Source organism: Rhodococcus sp. IEGM 1370, from assembly GCF_033142325.1.
In the GTDB taxonomy this organism is placed as follows: Bacteria; Actinomycetota; Actinomycetes; order Mycobacteriales; family Mycobacteriaceae; genus Rhodococcoides.
Genome location: NZ_JAWLRY010000003.1, coordinates 107992 through 124983, shown reverse-complemented (window position 1 = coordinate 124983; position 16992 = coordinate 107992). Strand labels below are relative to the sequence as shown.

Annotated in this window: 15 protein-coding genes; 3 read left to right on the top strand and 12 right to left on the bottom strand. The window is 62.4% G+C overall.

Annotation, left to right across the window (positions count from 1 at the left end; genetic code table 11):
• Window positions 1–24: 24 nt before the first annotated feature.
• The 3 genes from treY to R4P47_RS06960 are packed head-to-tail and all read right to left on the bottom strand — an operon-like array spanning window position 25 to window position 6884.
• Complete coding sequence (gene treY / locus R4P47_RS06970; protein ID WP_317784362.1) at window positions 25–2400, bottom strand: malto-oligosyltrehalose synthase; 2376 nt, start codon at window positions 2398–2400, stop codon at window positions 25–27.
• A gap of 3 nt (window positions 2401–2403) precedes the next feature.
• Window positions 2404–4695, bottom strand: coding sequence for a glycogen debranching protein GlgX (glgX, locus tag R4P47_RS06965; protein ID WP_317784361.1), 2292 nt, complete (start codon window positions 4693–4695; stop codon window positions 2404–2406).
• A gap of 56 nt (window positions 4696–4751) precedes the next feature.
• Entirely contained in the window at window positions 4752–6884 is a 2133-nt protein-coding gene (locus tag R4P47_RS06960) for an acyltransferase family protein (RefSeq protein ID WP_317784360.1), read from the bottom strand.
• 293 nt (window positions 6885–7177) lie between these two features.
• Here R4P47_RS06960 and R4P47_RS06955 point away from each other — a divergent pair, with 293 nt between their 5' ends.
• Window positions 7178–8392 carry an MFS transporter gene (locus R4P47_RS06955; RefSeq protein ID WP_317784359.1) on the top strand — a complete coding sequence of 405 codons (1215 nt, stop codon included), beginning with the start codon at window positions 7178–7180 and terminating at the stop codon, window positions 8390–8392.
• A gap of 214 nt (window positions 8393–8606) precedes the next feature.
• Here the strand turns inward: R4P47_RS06955 and R4P47_RS06950 are convergent, their stop codons facing one another.
• A complete protein-coding gene (locus R4P47_RS06950) occupies window positions 8607–9404 on the bottom strand; it encodes a MerR family transcriptional regulator (protein ID WP_317784358.1) in 798 nt (265 codons plus the stop codon).
• A gap of 147 nt (window positions 9405–9551) precedes the next feature.
• Between R4P47_RS06950 and R4P47_RS06945 the strand changes: the two genes are divergently transcribed.
• Window positions 9552–10421 carry a sensor domain-containing diguanylate cyclase gene (locus tag R4P47_RS06945; RefSeq protein ID WP_317784357.1) on the top strand — a complete coding sequence of 290 codons (870 nt, stop codon included), beginning with the start codon at window positions 9552–9554 and terminating at the stop codon, window positions 10419–10421.
• 3 nt (window positions 10422–10424) lie between these two features.
• Here the strand turns inward: R4P47_RS06945 and R4P47_RS06940 are convergent, their stop codons facing one another.
• From R4P47_RS06940 to R4P47_RS25090, 8 genes are all read right to left on the bottom strand, one after another.
• The gene (locus R4P47_RS06940; protein WP_317784356.1) at window positions 10425–11021 is read right to left on the bottom strand and encodes a CHAP domain-containing protein; all 597 of its coding nucleotides are present in this window, start codon (window positions 11019–11021) and stop codon (window positions 10425–10427) included.
• Window positions 11022–11660: 639 nt separating this feature from the next.
• Window positions 11661–12143, bottom strand: a complete 483-nt coding sequence (locus R4P47_RS25095; protein WP_411567308.1) for an HNH endonuclease — start codon at window positions 12141–12143, stop codon at window positions 11661–11663.
• Window positions 12144–12686: 543 nt separating this feature from the next.
• A complete protein-coding gene (locus tag R4P47_RS06935; protein WP_317784355.1) occupies window positions 12687–13991 on the bottom strand; it encodes a phage major capsid protein in 1305 nt (434 codons plus the stop codon).
• Between the two features lies 1 nt (window position 13992).
• Window positions 13993–14604, bottom strand: coding sequence for an HK97 family phage prohead protease (locus R4P47_RS06930; protein WP_317784354.1), 612 nt, complete (start codon window positions 14602–14604; stop codon window positions 13993–13995).
• Between the two features lie 169 nt (window positions 14605–14773).
• Window positions 14774–14989 carry an HNH endonuclease signature motif containing protein gene (locus R4P47_RS06925; RefSeq protein ID WP_317784353.1) on the bottom strand — a complete coding sequence of 72 codons (216 nt, stop codon included), beginning with the start codon at window positions 14987–14989 and terminating at the stop codon, window positions 14774–14776.
• 758 nt (window positions 14990–15747) lie between these two features.
• The gene (locus R4P47_RS06920; protein WP_317784352.1) at window positions 15748–16005 is read right to left on the bottom strand and encodes a hypothetical protein; all 258 of its coding nucleotides are present in this window, start codon (window positions 16003–16005) and stop codon (window positions 15748–15750) included.
• A gap of 343 nt (window positions 16006–16348) precedes the next feature.
• A complete protein-coding gene (locus R4P47_RS06915) occupies window positions 16349–16567 on the bottom strand; it encodes a hypothetical protein (RefSeq protein WP_317784351.1) in 219 nt (72 codons plus the stop codon).
• Window positions 16564–16671 carry a hypothetical protein gene (locus tag R4P47_RS25090; RefSeq protein WP_411567312.1) on the bottom strand — a complete coding sequence of 36 codons (108 nt, stop codon included), beginning with the start codon at window positions 16669–16671 and terminating at the stop codon, window positions 16564–16566. The genes R4P47_RS06915 and R4P47_RS25090 overlap by 4 nt, the downstream gene beginning before the upstream one ends.
• Between R4P47_RS25090 and R4P47_RS06910 the strand changes: the two genes are divergently transcribed.
• Window positions 16627–16764, top strand: coding sequence for a hypothetical protein (locus R4P47_RS06910; RefSeq protein WP_317784350.1), 138 nt, complete (start codon window positions 16627–16629; stop codon window positions 16762–16764). The two genes, R4P47_RS25090 and R4P47_RS06910, sit on opposite strands and share 45 nt — an antisense overlap.
• Window positions 16765–16992: the final 228 nt, after the last annotated feature.

Genomic DNA, 16992 nt, shown 5'->3' with positions numbered 1-16992 from the left:
CCGGTGATGTCACTCCGGAAGACGTCACTGTGTCACCGTTCCTTCGTTGTCGCGCACCAGAAGTGCGACCGGGAGCGAGGCGAACACCTCGGCCACCGACACGGTGCCGGTGTGTTCGACGTCGGTGAGCCGATCGCGCCAGCGACCGTCGGGCAGGGTCACGGTTGTCTCGCCCCACCCCTGCTCGGCCAAGCCGAGGGAGAGTCGGGTGGCCAGCGCCACCACGTCGGCGTTGCCGGGCAGAGGGCCACGTGTGAATCCGACGAGGTGCTCGGCTGCGGATCCGTCCGCGACGATGGGTGCGTAGGTTCCGCCGACGAAACTCTCGGGTCGCTCGCGTCGCACGTGCAGGGCGGAGCGAACGACGGCGAGCTTGGCGGCACCCGTATCGACCGAGAGCGCAGCGGGGTTCGACGCGGCGAGCATCGATCGACGAACCGAGTAGTCGACGGGCCTGCGGTTGTCGGGGTCGACGAGCGAGTCCTCCCACAGCTCTGTGCCCTGGTACACATCGGGGATGCCGGGCCCGGCCAGATTCAACAGCTTCTGGCCCAGAGCGTCGGAATGACCGTGCGGAGCGAGCTTCTCGACGAGCATCGACATCGAACGGGCGACCGCACCGTCGAAGATCGCATCGAGCCAGCTGTGTACCGCGGACTCGAATTCCTCGTCCGGATCGGTCCACGTGGTGCGAAGGGCGGCCTCGCGAATCGCCTTCTCCGCGTAGGCGTGGACGCGTTCACGCAGCGAGGACGTGACCACTCCGTCCGCCGGCCAGACTCCGAACAGGTTCTGCCACAGGAACATTCCGGTGGTGCCGTCGGGGCTCGGGGTCAGTTCCTCCCAATCCGTGATGCATCGGGCCCACAGCTCGGGAGTCTGCGACAGCACACCGATGCGCGCTCGCACGTCCTCGCCTCGCTTGGTGTCGTGAGTCGACAGCGTGGTCATCGCCGCCGGCCATCGCTTCGCGCGGTCCGCATTGGTGAGATGGAAGAACTCTGTGCTGCAACCGAATCGGCCGGGATCGCCGCCGACCTCCTGCAACGAGATGAGCCGGTTGGCGCGGTAGAACAGGCAGTCCTCGACGCCCTTGGCGGTGACGGCACCGCACACCTGATCGAATCGCACCGGCGATTCGGCACCGCCGATGAGAGCTGTCGTCAACGCACCGAGGCCGGCTGCCAGTTCGGGCTGCTCCTCGCCGATGTCCGCGATCACGCCGGGCAGTACGCGGGCCAGCGGTGCGTAGTCGGTCCTGTACACGGGAACGGCCGCGACGACGGCGACGATCGCGTCGATGACGGACTCGAGCTCGACGGTGGTGCCGGACTCGCGAACGACCGCCCGGGCGAGGCGTCGTACCTCCGGGGACAGATCGCCGCGGGCGACACCGGTCTTGAGGTCGAGTTCCGTCTCGTGCAGCGTCTCGCTGTCGTAGGCGATGCCCGAGCGCACCTGAGACAGTGCGGTGAGCGCGTGCACGCCCTCGGGATCGACGAAGACTCCGCCGACCGCGGCCAGGGCGTCGTATCCGGTCGTGCCGTCGACGGGGAGCGATTCGTCCAGCGGTTCGCCGTCGGCCAGAATCTTCTCGATGACCAGCCACCGGTCGGGGCCGAGGAGCCCGCGTAGTTCGGTGAGGTAGCCGGCCGGGTCGGCCAGGCCGTCGGGATGGTCGACGCGAAGTCCGTCGATCAGACCGTCCTCGATCCAACTGGCCACCTGGCGATGGGAGTCGGTGAAGACGTCGAGGTCTTCCTGCCGAATTCCTGCCAGACCGTTCACCGAGAAGAACCGTCGGTACCCGATCAGTCCGTCGGACCAGCTCACCAGTCGGTACGCCTGACGATCGTGTACGGCCTGCGCGTCGCCGCTGTCCGTGCCGTCGGCGATGGGGAAGCGGTGCTCGTAGAACGCGAGCAGAGGCTGGTCCTCGGAGCGGTCGACGGTCAGTTCGCCCACGTCGCTCGCGCTACCGAGGACCGGAATGGCGATCTTGCCGTCGACGCCGTTGTCGGCTCCGAAGTCGATGTCGAAGTACGTCGCGTAGTCGGAGTCACGGCCGCGTCGCAGCACGTCCCACCACCATGCGTTCTGCCGCGGGTCCTCCACTCCGACGTGGTTGGGGACGATGTCGACGATGATCCCCATGCCCAGCTCTGCTGCACGAGAATGCAACTGCGTCAACGCTTCCCGGCCACCCAGTGCGGCCGAGACCGTGGCGGTGTCGGTGACGTCGTAGCCGTGGGTCGAGCCCTCGGTCGCAGTCAGGATGGGCGACAGATACAGGTGGGTGACCCCGAGGTCGTGCAGGTAGTCGACCACGTCGGAGGCGTCGGCCAGGGTGAAGGCATCGCCCCGCAGTTGTAACCGGTATGTACTGGTGGGCAGCGGCATATGTCAGGCAGTCTTTCGTAGAACGAGCAGGGAACGAGCGGTGACTTCCACCGGTGTACCCGCTTCGATCGATTTCTCACTTGTCCCGGTTCGCGACGCGGTGTTCAGCGCCACCGTCCATTCCTTGGCGTAGTTCCCGTCCGGGGTCACGAACTCGATGGTCTCGTGATGTGCGTTGAAGCACAACAGGAACGAGTCGTCGACGACTCGCTCGCCGCGCTGGTTCGGTTCCGGGATTCCGTCACCGTTGAGGAACACCGTCAGCGACTTGCCGAAGCCGCTGTCCCAGTCCTCCGGGGTCATCTCCTCGCCCGCCGGGGTGAGCCAGGCGATGTCTCGGGCCTGCTCGCCGGTTCGAATGGGACGGCCCTCGAAGAACCGTCGACGTCGGAACACCGGATGCTCGGCGCGCAGCGAGATGGCGTTGCGGGTGAACTCGATCAGTTCGGCGTTCTTCTCGGCCAACGACCAGTCCATCCAGGCGAGTTCGGAGTCCTGGCAGTAGACATTGTTGTTGCCCTGCTGAGTACGCGCCATCTCGTCGCCGTGGGCGATCATGGGCGTGCCCTGGCTGAGCAGCAACGTCGCCATGATGTTGCGGATCTGCCGGGCACGCAGGTCCAGGATCTCCGGATCGTCCGTCGGGCCTTCCACGCCGCAGTTCCACGAGCGGTTGTGGCTCTCGCCGTCGTTGTTGTCCTCACCGTTGGCGTCGTTGTGCTTGTCGTTGTACGACACCAGATCGTTGAGCGTGAACCCGTCGTGCGCGATGACGAAGTTGATGCTTGCACCGGGGCGACGGCCGGTGGCCTCGTACAGATCCGAGGATCCGGTCAGCCTCGACGCGAACTCGCCCAGCGTGGCCGGCTCACCCCGCCAGTAGTCGCGCACGGTGTCGCGGTACTTGCCGTTCCACTCCGTCCACAGGCCGGGGAAGTTGCCGACCTGGTAGCCGCCTTCGCCCACGTCCCAGGGCTCGGCGATGAGCTTCACCTGGCTGACGACCGGATCCTGTTGCACCAGATCGAAGAACGCGCTCAGGCGATCGACGTCGTGCAGTTCGCGCGCCAGGGTGGACGCGAGGTCGAATCGGAATCCGTCCACGTGCATCTCGGTGACCCAGTAGCGCAGTGAGTCCATGATGAGCTGCAGGGTGTGCGGGTGTCGCGCATTGAGGCTGTTGCCGGTTCCGGTGTAGTCCATGTAGTGCTCGAGGTCGCCGTCGACGAGCCGGTAGTACGCGGCGTTGTCGATGCCGCGGAAGCTGATGGTCGGGCCCATGTGGTTGCCCTCGGCGGTGTGGTTGTAGACCACGTCGAGGATCACTTCGATGCCTGCGGCGTGGAACGAACGAACCATGGCCTTGAACTCGGTGACCGCGGCACCGGGGGACTTGTGTGAGGAGTACTCCGCGTGCGGGGCCAGGAAGCCGAAAGTGTTGTAGCCCCAGTAGTTTCGCAATCCCTTGTCCAGCAGAACCTGGTCCTGCATGAACTGGTGCACCGGCATGAGCTCGATGGCCGTGACACCGAGGTGGTTGAGGTGGTCGATGATCACCGGATGCGCCAGGCCCGCGTAGGTGCCGCGCTCGGCTTCGGGGATGTCGGGATGGTTGATCGTCATGCCCTTGACGTGGGCCTCGTAGATCACCGTCTCGTGGTACGGGCGCTTGGGGGCGCGATCGGCCTGCCAGTCGAAGAAGGGATTGATGACGACGGTGGTCATCGTGTGTCCGAGCGAATCGTGCTGGGGGAAGTCGTTGTTCGGCGCGTCGTCGTGCGCGAGGGGAGCGTCCTCGATGATCTCGTCGTCGGGATCGGTGAGATCGGTGGTGTCCTCGAACGGTGCCTCGGAGTCGAGCGAATCCGCGGATTCGTCGTCGGTCGGTACCGCGGCCTCGGGTTCGGGAGCCGGCGCGTCCATGTTGTACGAGAACAGCGATCGGTCGCCGTCGAACGATCCCTCGAACGCCTTGCCGTACGGATCGACGAGCAGCTTGCTCGGATCGCAGCGGTGCCCGGCTGCCGGATCCCACGGGCCGTGCACGCGGTAGCCGTAGCGCTGACCCGGTTCCACCGTGGGCAGATATGCGTGCCAGACGTAGCCGTCGGACTCCTCGAAACGGATGCGGGTCTCGGTTCCGTCAGCGGCGATCAGGCACAGATCCACGGCCTCCGCGGCCTCGGAAAACAGTGCGAAATTGGTTCCTGCTCCGTCGTAGGTCGCGCCGAGCGGATAAGCGGATCCCGGCCATACTGCGATGGCAGGCGTGTCGTCGGAGGATTCGTGGAGCATGGATCAACCCTACTGTGGCGGGTGGGCCCGGGCTTACCGAGCGCGGGCCGCTCCGCTCACGGTCCGGCCCACCAGCCGGTCGCCGATCCGATCTGTCGGCCCAACTCGGTGGTGAGCGTTCGCACGTAGGTGGCGGTGAGATGGTGTTCGTCACGGTAGATAAGAACGTTTCCCTGCTCGGCGCGGCACATGGTGTCGTCGCACACCGCATCGGACAGGTCGAGAGCAGAGAATCCGGGCAGCTGGAACGAGGAGGCAAGGGCCGGGTTGACGGGGTCCAGCGCCTCGTCCCTCGGGATACCGCAGGAGGCGGCCGTGCCGCCGTCCGCGAGGCAGTCGATGGCCCGATACGCGAGCCACGGGGTGTCTCGGATGCCCAGAATTCCGACGCCGTTCGCGGTCAGTTGCTGCCACACCGAGGCGTACCAGGGCGGTGTGAAGTCGCCGGGCGCGTCCTCCCTGGGCCGGGTGGCGGTGGTGAACACGTAGTCGGGTTGCATCTCGGCCACCTCGGCCAGCACGGTCTGTGTCCAGTCCAGGCAGTCGGGGTATTCGTTGGGACCGAGCATCGGCATCGTGTCCGTGCTCAGCGGGCAGCCCATCTTCAAGAATGTGACGACCGCGAAGCCGTGCCGAAGACCGAGCGTGTCGAGGGCGGTCACCCAGTGTTCGGCGTGCGAGCTGCCTGCAAGCACGATCGTCCGGTCCGAGTCGACGTCGCCGTAGGTGCACGAGACCGCGTCGCGCGTCTCGAAGTCCGCGATGCAGCCCTCGAGGGTGGTGGCCGGCAGATCCTCGGGGGCGGAGTACAGCGGGGGACTGACGTCGGCCGGCTCCACGCGAATACCGTCGGTCAGTTCGAGCGCTCCCGGGTGAGTCTGCTCGTCGACCGATCCGTCGGCTTGCACCGCGTTGATCGACCGATCGATGTGGAAGTTCCATCCGATCGAACCTGCCGTCACCGTGACGGCAGCGATCGCCGCAGTCGCAGTCACCGCGATGCGTGCCGGCGTGAACGTCGGCGACTGCGTGGGTCGCTCGACGAGGCGGACGGTGAGCCATGCCAGTGCAACCGAGGCTCCGACGATGCCGAGACCGCCGAGAATGTCGGCGTGGGCTCGGCCGGTCGCCGACAGGTAGAAGATCAGCAGCGGCCAGTGCCACAGGTACAGCGGGAACGCAATGGATCCGAGCCAGGCGAAGAACCGATTGGAGAGCGTGGCCGCCACTGCGGTCTCCGAGCCCGCGACGATCAACGCGAGGGTGGCCAGCACCGGAATCAGGGCCAGCGGACCGGGAAATGCAGCTACACCGTCCACGAGAAAGCCGCACGCGACGATGACCGCTATCCCGATACCGGCAAGGGCCGCGCGTAGCTGCGACCGCGTTCGGGTCTCATCGGAGGACGGCTCGGACGACGGCTCGCCGTTGCGTGCGGCGAACACGGCGGCGACTGCGGCTCCGAGCATGATTTCCCACAGCCGGGCACCGGTGTCGTAGTAGTTCCACGCCTGGTGGCGTTGCACACCGTCCGCCGCGTAGGCGAAGGACAGCACGGCGATGAGCGAGAAGATGACGGCGAAGGTGCGTGGGTCGACACTTCGAGGTCCCTCGGGTCGCGCGATGCGTCGGACCCATGCGAGACCGAACACGACGGCAATGGCCAGCAGATAGAACTGGAACTGGACGGCCACCGACCACAGGTGCTGAAGTGGGCTCACCGAGGGGTCGGCCGCAAGGTAGTCGTTCGCCGTCGTCGCCAGCTGCCAGTTCACGTAGTAGAAGACGCCGGATACGAGTTGATCGCCCAGGTCGGCCCAGCGCGTGCGCGGCAGCAGGAATACCGATGCGACGGCAACCGCGAGCAGCGTGATCAGCAGGGGAGGCCCGAGCCTGCGCAGCACCCGAGTGATGCGGGTGAACGGATTCAGGCTCGCCCCGGCCTCGGCCGATCTCAGCAGAGATGCGGTGAAGAAGAAGCCGGACAGGGTGAGAAATACATCGACGCCTCCCGACACCCGACCCATCCAGATGTGGAACACGACGACGAGTGCGATCGCGACACCGCGAAGGCCGTTGAGATCTCGGCGTTGCGGTGGCCGACGCGGTCCGCTGGGCGGCGGAGCTGTGTCCCCCTGAGCCGGAACAACCGGAGCCGACGTATCGGAGCTGCTGTGGGGTACGTGCATGGAGGAGAAGTGACTTCCCGGCTGTGTATCGACCACTCGGTCGGGGGTCGCGGACGGTGGTATCCGATCCTGATGAGATCGGGATTCTGGGGCAAACAATACGTGTACGTGAGGTGAAGTAACCCTCGGAGTCTGCTTTGCCGCGATATGCCCAGTTCGGGGACGGTTTCGGTCCGATCGAACAGTGTCCGGCTTGCGCATATATGACGCGCATGCAAGCATTTATCAAGCGCGTGCAACTACACGCGGTAGCTCGATAATTGCGTACGCATCTTCCAATCAGGAGTTCAGACATGCCACTCGGCCTGCTCGCCCTCGCCATCGGGGGATTCGGGATCGGTTTGACCGAATTCGTCATCATGGGGCTACTGCCCGAAGTCGCGGCCGATTTCGCGGTCAGCGAGGCCACGGCCGGATGGCTCATCACGGGCTACGCGCTGTCCGTCGTCGTCGGGGCCCTGCTCGTCACCGCCGCCGTGACACGGTTTCCTCGCAAGAGTGTCCTGCTCGCACTGATGTGCCTGTTCATCGTCGGCAATCTCGTTTCCGCACTGTCGAGCAGTTACGAGATGATGCTGCTCGGCCGCGTCGTCGCTGCGCTGTGTCACGGAGCGTTCTTCGGTATCGGTGCCGTCGTCGCGGCCAGCCTCGTCGAGCCTGCGAAGAAGGCGGGAGCCATCGCCATGATGTTCGCCGGTCTTACCGCCGCCAACGTCCTCGGAGTTCCGTTCGGGACGTTTCTGGGTCAGAACCACGGTTGGCGCTCGACGTTCTGGGCGATCACGGTGATCGGCGTCGTCGCGCTGATCGGTATCGCCGCCCTCGTTCCTCGTGACACCGGGAGCGGTGAGGTGAGCAATCTGCGTCGAGAGCTGCGCGCGTTCCGGTCGGTGCAGGTGTGGCTGTCCATCGCGGTCACGGTGCTCGGGTACGGCGGCATGTTCGGTGCGTTCACCTACATCGCGTTCACGCTCACCGACGTCAGTGGCTTCGCGTCGAGTTCGGTGCCGTGGCTGCTCGTGCTGTTCGGCGGTGGATTGTTCGTCGGCAACTACCTCGGCGGCAAGGCAGCAGACCGCAACCTCACCGGAACGCTGACAATTTTGCTGGGTGCACTGACCGTCGTACTCGTGTGCTTCGCGCTCACCGCGGAGAGTCGCCCGGCGACGATCGCATCCCTCGTGCTGATGGGTGCGTTCGGCTTCGCGACGGTCCCGGGGCTGCAGATGCGGGTGATGTCGTTCGCATCCGACGCTCCGACGATGGCGTCCGGCGCGAACATCGCCGCGTTCAATCTGGGAAATGCGTTGGGCGCGTGGCTCGGTGGTGTGACGATCTCGGCCGGTCTCGGCTACACCTCGCCCATCTGGGCCGGATCCGGTATCACCGCGGCGGCCTTGATGGTGCTGTTGTTCGCAACCGGACTGCTCCGACGCGCCGACGGGGATCCGATCGAGGGGGCGGACCGACCGAGCGCTGCGACCAGTGCCGCTGGATCGTCCACGTGAAGGCCGAAGGAGTGGGCACTACCCTCGAGCCTCCATCGCTGCAGGGGTGCGGGCACGGACACCACTGTTGCGCAGGACAAATCGATGTCGACGGTGGTGCCGTCCTGATTCGGTAGGACGAGTCGGCCGCCGTCGAGCGTCGGCGACACGACGCCGAAGCGGTGGTGAATTCGGGCGGAGACGATGCTCGCTCGGTCCACCGTCGCGACGACCGTCATCGACTATCACCCGGTCGGCTCGGTTCGGTGGTCTGCAGACGTGTGGTGGCTTCGATGATCACTGCGCGCTGGGCGGGATCGGGCACGATGTCGTCGATACTCAGCGGGCCGGTCTGGTCGGCAGTGTCGTCGGGCGCAGCCGAGAGAGGAGCGCCGATATCGAGCATCGAGGCCAATTCTGCTGCGAGCGAATCGATGTCGTCTGCGGCATCGTCGACGTCTCGGCCTTCGAGCGCGCTGAATCTGCGCAGGAGCGCCAGGTACTTCACCCGGGTGTCGGGATCGGCCAGCGCCGCTGTCGTCGTGTCGAAGAACGATGCGGGGACGGTGCCCGCGATCGCCATCACCTCGAGCAGGTCACGCTCACGGAGTAGCGCTTCTCGCTCGGTCTCCGCAGCGGCATCGATCAATGCGGCAAGTGTGTCCGCCGCATCGCGCGGCAGAGCGGTCAGTGGACGATGCTCGACTGCGTCGTCGAGCAGGGCCGACAATCGAGTGTGCTTGTGCGCCAATGATTTCCGCTCCGTTTCGATACCGGCCAGCAGAGCGCGTAGATCGGCGACCACGTCGCTCTCGTCCGTTGCCCGCTGGTCCAGCGCTGCCGCGATCGCGCCGAGGGGCATTCCGGCATCGGCGAGCCAGCGGATTCTCATCAGTCGAACCACGTCGTCGATCGTGTACTCGCGGTAGCCGTTGGACAGACGGCGTGGCTCACCGAGCAGGCCGAGACGGTGATAGTGCCGCACTGTTCGAGGTGTCGTTCCGGCGGCGTCGGCCAGGGATCCGATTCTCATGTGTTCAGAGTGCACCGTGACGCTACGTCAAGGTCAAGATCGGCAGAGCGCTGCTCACGTGCCGCCCGTGTGCGACGCACCGAGTATTCTCGGTGGTCCGTGCGATTCGACGTGGCTTGCACTGTTCGAGGAAGAGACCGGCTGAAGATGGTCGACACCGAACGTTGGTATCGGGAGATGTTCGAGGCCAGCACGGTCGGATTGGCCCTGGCCGACGAGAACGGATTGTTGGTTCTCGCGAACGAGGCGTACGCGGCCATCGTCGGTTGTCCCCGTCACCTGTTGGCCGGCCGGTCTTCTCGCGAGTTCACCCATCCCGACGATCTGGCCCAGCATGCCGCCATGGAACAGATCATGGCCGACGCCAAGGCGCGTGGGGAATCGGTGCACGTCGAGAAGCGCTACCTGCATGCGGACGGCGCTATCCGGTGGGGATGGGTCTCGGCCAGTGAGGTTCCTGGCCCCGCGGGCATTCGGTGGACGATGGCCGTCGTGCACGACACCACCGACCGTCGGCGCGTCGAGGACGACCTCCGTCAGGCCGCGCAGACCGATGCCCTCACCGGATTGCTCAACCGGCGTGGATGGCGAGATCGGCTGCATCAGTTGACGACACCGCGAGGTGCCGATGTCGTATTGGCTCTGGCGATGCTCGATTTCGACCGGTTCAAGTCGTACAACGACAAGAACGGGCACGGACGCGGAGATCGGCTGTTGATTCAGTTCTCTGCTGCTGCCGAGGACCTGCTCGGTGGCCGCGCGTCCCTCGCCAGGTGGGGCGGCGAGGAGTTCGCTCTGGTGATGCCCGGCGCGGGTGCGACGACCATGTCGGCCGTGCTGGCCGAGTTGTCGGCGGTCGTGCCCGACGGACAGAACTTCTCTGCCGGCTACACGACACTGCGTGCCGGGGAGTCCGTCGACGACTGCTTCGACCGCGCGGACATGTTGCTCTATCGAGCCAAACGAGACGGCGGCGCTCGTTCGTACGGTGACGCAGACGCGATCCCGCCGGAGTGACCGTCAGCTCTGGAGTCGACCGAATCCGACTATTCCGGAATCGGATCCGTAGTGCAGCGTGTGCACTCTGATCTTGCCGGCTTCGTTGCCGCCGACGGTGACGGCCTCGTCGCCGTCGACTGCGACGATCACGTTGGTGTGTTGGCCGCTGAAGCTCGTGTTGTCGTAGAGCACCACGTCGCCCACCGATGGCGTGTAGTCGCCGACGGCCTCGAATCGTCCCTGCTCCTGGTAGTACTCCTGCAGGGTGTAGACGCCGGGAATGCGCCACGAACCCGAATGGGGATTCGACAGCGGCAGGCCGGCCTCCTTCATGATCCAGCTGACGAAATCGGCGCACCACGCTTCCTCGACGCCCTCGGCGTAGAACGTTCCCGGACGCTGCAGTTCGTGCTCGGTGCGCAGGAGTTCGACCACCCGAGCCTGATCGGCGGCCAGCTCGCCGATGCTCACCTCGGGGAACGCTTCGGTGTCCCACGGGAGGTACCGGCTCGGTGCCAGCCACAGAACCCCGACAGCCACCATCACGACGACGGCGGCGCAGGCGGCCAACCACAGAGGCCGGCGTCGTCGAGTGCGCGCGGTGGTGTCGATGCTCATGCGACCACGGTAGCGCGACGTGGCACACCGCTCGGCACAATAACCGGGTGAGCACTTCCGAGAACCAGTCGCCCGTAACCGTTCCGAAGCCCGTGGTGGACTCCGCGCGAGGAGCATCGCGGATCACCGTACTGACCGGCGCGGGTATGTCCGCAGAAGCTGAGATTCATAACCCACCTTTCACTCAAAACTGTTGGGACGCAATAGATAAGGCTCAAATGGGCTCTCGAAAATTCGAGGCTTTCCTGTCGTCATCTCGGGCGTGTCGAGCCATCGGTACAGCAGCAGCTGAGAATTAATTACTCAGGGAAATGATTTCTTGGAGTTTATTAATCGCACCGAGAAAGTTTATCGACGTGCACCGAATTGTTTACCGAGTGCATTCTTTCGTCCCGTCTGATGGCGGGTCGTTCGAGGTAGGGGTTTGGGCGTCACTCATAAGCCTCTGACCAGGCGTTTTGTGATTCGCGATGCCGGAATTCTGGATACTTAGAGGGAAAAACGCACGATCACTCCGGGGTCACGCTGCCCTCGTTAATAACGGGTTTATGCCCCCCCGGTCCCTTTCGGGCAGCGTGCACACCATAAACGCATTCGGACCTTGCAATTAATTCAAAAGAATGCGGACGACAGGAATTGCTAAATGAATTCCATTTCTGGATGGCGCGCTTTCCATGCGTTGTATTCGTCGCGTCGTTCACGATGATATTCGGTGCAATGCGCGCACGGTGCAGTGACGTGACCGCAATTCCAGTCTCGACTGACCAATAACGGCTTAGGGTCACCAACAGGCTTAGTCACTGCAACAGGAATTGCTTTAGGTGATTTCGATGAATGAGTATGTGGTGAATTCGGTTTCGAGATGTGGTTAGGCATCGAACTCGATCGAGACGCATTGCAGTGGAGATGTGCACTAGCAAGGTTGGTGTATTCATCGGCTAGATCAGGACGTTGTTGGATAGGAATGATGTGATCACAACTGAACGAGTACTTGTGTGGATACTTCAGTGACAGGTCGATTGGCAGTTGGCATATGTGGCAGACATGGTGGTCTGTCGAGGCGAGTAGCTTCTTGCGGTTGCGTCGGTAGGCAGCGGTATCGCGTCCAGGTCGTAGCGTCATGTCGATTATTCCTTTTGCGTGTAGTTGGATATTCGCATTACTGTTGTCTCACTGCGCTTCTCACGGACTCGGTCTGTCGTCTGGCACGGTTGGGCTAGGCAGGGGTGCAGTCGTGTCTCAGCGTGGCAATGAGAGCGTGTTTAGGGGTACATACAGAAAATGCCCGACCATCACGGGCGAAGAGGCGAGGCGAATCACCTGTAAACCGTGATGGTCGGGCATCTGTGATCGAGTAGCTAGTTCGACCGGACGAACTCGGCGTCGATAGTGTGAGCGGCTACGCTCCGAACATCCGAGATCGGTTGTCTGGGTTACGAATCCAGACGCTTTGAACTGTACTGCATTTTCAGACGACGCGCGGGTTCATCGAATGACTATGCGGTGGTTACTGTTCCGAGCTATCAGTCTTGCCAATTGCCCGCCACAGTTCGAGGTCGATTCCTTCGCGCTTGCTCCGGTCGAACTTGGACCAGAACTCGCTCTCAGCACTGACCGCGTTCTTATTCCAGATCCGAGCCAGGAACTCGAAACCACCACCGGGCATTACCGGACGCCCTTGTCGATCACGAACGCCGTCTCATCGAGCAATGCGAAGTCCAATCGAGCGTGCCCGACCAGTGCCAACTCACCCGTATCTGCGAATCGTTCTGTGAGCCACGTCAATTCGAGCGATTCACGGACACCCATCACAAGGCCGTTCGGGAAGTCGCCGGTGAAGACGTAGCTCGTGTCGTTCGAGGTACCCACGGTGACGTTGTTCGGAATGCGGTTGGTCGGCAGGATCGGCAGAAGTCCCTGCGGTGCAGCGAGATACGCACCGGTCGAGTCCTTCGTCATACCGAGCGCGGTCAGTCCGCGAGAACTCAACAGGTGAGCTGTCGGCTCGTGATTCGCTGCCCGAACGGCACCGGCCGCTGCGAGGAGATAGTCATAAGTCAAAGCGCCGCCGTTGGCACCGTGACTCGTGACCGGGATTGCACCGTAGTTCAGCAACCCTCGTGGTTCCGGTGCGACACCCGATCCGAAAAGCCCGATCCGGTCGATTTCGTCAGCGAACGAGTCCGAAAGTGCCTTTGCGACAACGCCGGTCGTGTTCGGATTGTCCATAACCAGTTCTCTGGACACCCTCACGATGCGAGCGACAGACCGCGCGACCAATTCCACGCCGGTAAACGTGATGTCGTTCTGCACGATGGCGGCGTTCTCGTTTCGAGCGGCGGGTGCCGGGTTAGTCACGATCTTCGGCACCGTCAATTTGTTCGACAGCATCGGGACCACGGACACGCCCGCGTTCAAGAGCTGCGACTTCGAGCGCGCCATATCGAGGACACCGGCCGCAATCTGCACGGGGACCATCACGCCGCCAGCGGTAGACGTGTTCTCTGCGAGGCTTCTCTCGTACTCAGCACCGGCCCAACCGCCACCGAGCACACCACGGAGGTATCGGTCGAGATCGGCCTTTTCCTCGCGCTTTTCCATCCGGCCGTTGTCTACTGCCCACTGTTCGAGGCTGTCGCCGCTACGGAGCACCTGGGCACCCTTGAGAGGGTTCTCTGCGCGCTCACGAGTCTGAGCACCACCGGTCTTACGAACGGGGGACGTGTGCTCGACAGCACCGGCTTCGACAAGCGCCCGTAGACGCTCCTGCGAATCGAGGGCCGCGTTGATCCGTTCGACCTCGGCTTCGATTTCGTCAAAGCGCTCCTGGTCGTCGTCTGCGACCGAACCGGCTTCTTGCGACCGTTCCAGAATCTCTGCGGCTTCGGCCCGAAGATCATCGAGAGCCGACGTGTCTACGAACGAGTCGCGAGACTTCGGAGCTGCCTTCTTCTTTCGTGGATATGCCATTTCAGTTCCAATTCATAAGTACGAGCCGCATTTTCAGCAACTCAGGTGGGTTGTTTGTTTTGCCGGATCGGACGCCTACCGAAGTACCGGCGTAAGCCGGGAAGACGACAGGACCGAGTTCGGCTAGATCGACTTCCTTGATATTCCGCTTCAGGGGACCACGAGAGTCGTTACCGCCGAACAGAAGTTGTTCGAGTTCATCAGGTCGGACGCGCTTGCCTTTTGCATCTCGCCATTCATCACGGGTGACGCGAAACTTGAAGCTTGCGCCGTGAATAGCCTGTGCCGCAATAGCTTGCCTGATCGGATCGACTACCGGATTGTCGAACATACGCGCTTCGAGCCATAGGCCCTTTGCATCTTCTCGTAGCTCGATGATCTCGGCAATCGGAATCGACCCGACTCGCGAGTCCCGACCGTGATCATATTGAACGACAGGCTTTTTGGTGCGCAACGTCTTCGTGAATGCTCCGCGTGAAATCCTTTCGAGAAACTTCCCCTCGAAGTTGGAATTGATCTCCGTATCTTGATCGAAGACGGCCATGTAGCCGCTCAGGTCGAAACCTGTACCAGTCGATTCGGATTCGCGTTGCTCGAAGTCGGCGGAGCGCACAATCATACGTTTGTGCATTGTCTGCCTTCGGTTTTGGATAGAGGTGTGTCTACACTCTGAGAACGCATGTGCTGGCGTTACATTCGGGCGTCGTGACCATGAACCCCACCGGTTGTGGTCGTGCCTAGAACATGTTGCGGCTGTGCGTAACTCAGAAGTGTAGCGCAACTCATGCGGTCAGCGCTGGGTCGAAGTCATCACGTTCGGATTCGATCAGCGCGAAAAACTCCTGTTCGGTCTTGGCGTGCTTTCGCAAATTACAGGTGGGGCACGCGTTGACAAGATTCGTCCAGTCGTCGGTTCCACCGCGCGCCAGCGGGATTGCGTGATCGACGTGCATAACGGGCTCGAGCTTGCCGCAATACCAGCAACTTTCGCCTTTCATGTCGATCCGAGCCCACGTTGACAAAGTCGTATCGAAACGCGTCCTTCTCCTGCCTAGTCTCTCGCGACGTAACGCGGCATGAGCTTTTCCTCGATCCGGGTTGGCCTGCTTGTAATTCCGATTCTGACAAGCTAGGCACAGGCCGTGCGCGTAGTGAACGCCGCTGCATCCGTCTGTAACGCAAACACGTTCGGGATCGTACGTTCTGATCGGCACGCTCATGTTCCAGCCGTTCGCATGTCGGTTGTAGTGCACCCCGCACCAACCTTTGCAGTAATGCGGCCTAGTACAACCTGTCTCGGCGCAACCGCGATCTGGGTCTCTAATCTGCCTCGGATCATTCAGTGGCTTTCCTATACGGGAGCGCGTGTAATGGAAGAGGCACAAACCCATCGCACTGTAGGGCTCGTCGCAGTCTTGATATGAACAACTCCGCGACGAATCGTGTTCGACATACGGATCATCGAGCGGCTTACCCTTTTTTGCACGGGCATAGTGGAACTCACAGTAACCGCCACATGAATACGGCCTTTCGCAACCATCATGCGAGCACACGTCGCAAGACTCGCAGAATTTCTTAGTCGAACCGTTTGGGGTGAACAAGAGACCGCAGGCTTCACAACGCTTTTCGGCGTACCTACGTCCGACTACGCGTGGAGGTAACGCTCCCGCTCTTTTGCGAATCCCGTAGTGACGTTGACACAGTCCTCTCGCGCCTCTCGGGCCTAGCGGCTCTCCGCAGTCAGTGCATTCTCGCGTCACTGCCACTCCTCTGGCACCGTTTCCGGCATTGTCGTGTCGAAAGTCATTGCGTCGACCTCGGTTTGAGTGTCATCGACTAACCATGCGTGTTCGATCCACGCGAAATCCTCGCCGTTGCAACTTGCGATGACGTAGCGGCCCTCACGGCGCACGGACACACCAGGATTCGCCGCGAACCGAGCCTGAATCGTCGGGTCCAGTCGGTCGTATGCGTCGGCTAGAACTTGGCCTAGTTTGATCGTCAGAATGTCCACGTGCTTCTCCTGTGCTTCGTGAATCTTGCGGTCCCTGCGCTGTTTACGGCTTTCACTCACCAATTGAACCCACACTTGAACCCACGGCAGGAAATGTGATCCTTCGTGTCGATGTTCGGAACTACATCGGGGAACGGCTCCGATTCGGTTGGTGGTAGCGGCATCTCGGTCGTCCTAGTCGTCGGTAGGGGTGTCGTTGTCGCTGTCGTAGTCGTCGGTGGTGGCAGGTAGGGCGTTCCATTCACGTTGCGAGTTGGCGCGAAACTGTTGCCCACCATCGAAAGTGCGCACGCCGTGAAGATCAACAATCCGACAAGTATCGAACTAGCGATGAGAAAAGCTTTCATGGTGTCTCCTGTTGTGGCCTAATGACTTTGACGTGAACGACGTGCGTTGGTATGAGCGCCAGATCGGCTATGAGCGCGGCTAGCGCCCTGACGACATTGGTGGTCGGCATCTCGGGGTGTTCGCGCCGAATCTCGAATAGCAGGTCGGTCAGGTCGATTTCACCCTGGTTGATGATCCTCAGGATGGTCTCCTGTAGGCGCGGGTGCTCGATCATCGCGGCGTGTAGACAGCGCCCGACCGCCCTACGAGTCGACACCGCAACAGGATTCCGAGATGGGACTCGATCGTGTCGGGTGGTTTTCCAGTGCGCTGGTGGATCTGTTCGGCCGTCATCGGCCCGTGTTCTCGGAGCGCGTCGAGAGTGGTTCGGATCTGCGCGAGTTCGTGATCTGTCATCATGCCTTGTCCTGAGTTCTGGGTGTAGTCTGGCGAGAGTTGTTACCCCGCTCTGCTATTGGAGGATTGCTATGAGCGCTCCTGTATTGGTTCGTAACTCGGTCGACTGGTCTGCCGTCAGGACAACCCTCGGTGATTCGGTCGTGTGGCACGACGACTCAGACGAGGTTTCGATCATCGAAGGTCGGCCCTGCCGAACACTTTTCGAGTTCTAGACGCTTGACGACCTAGCGGCTCTGAGAT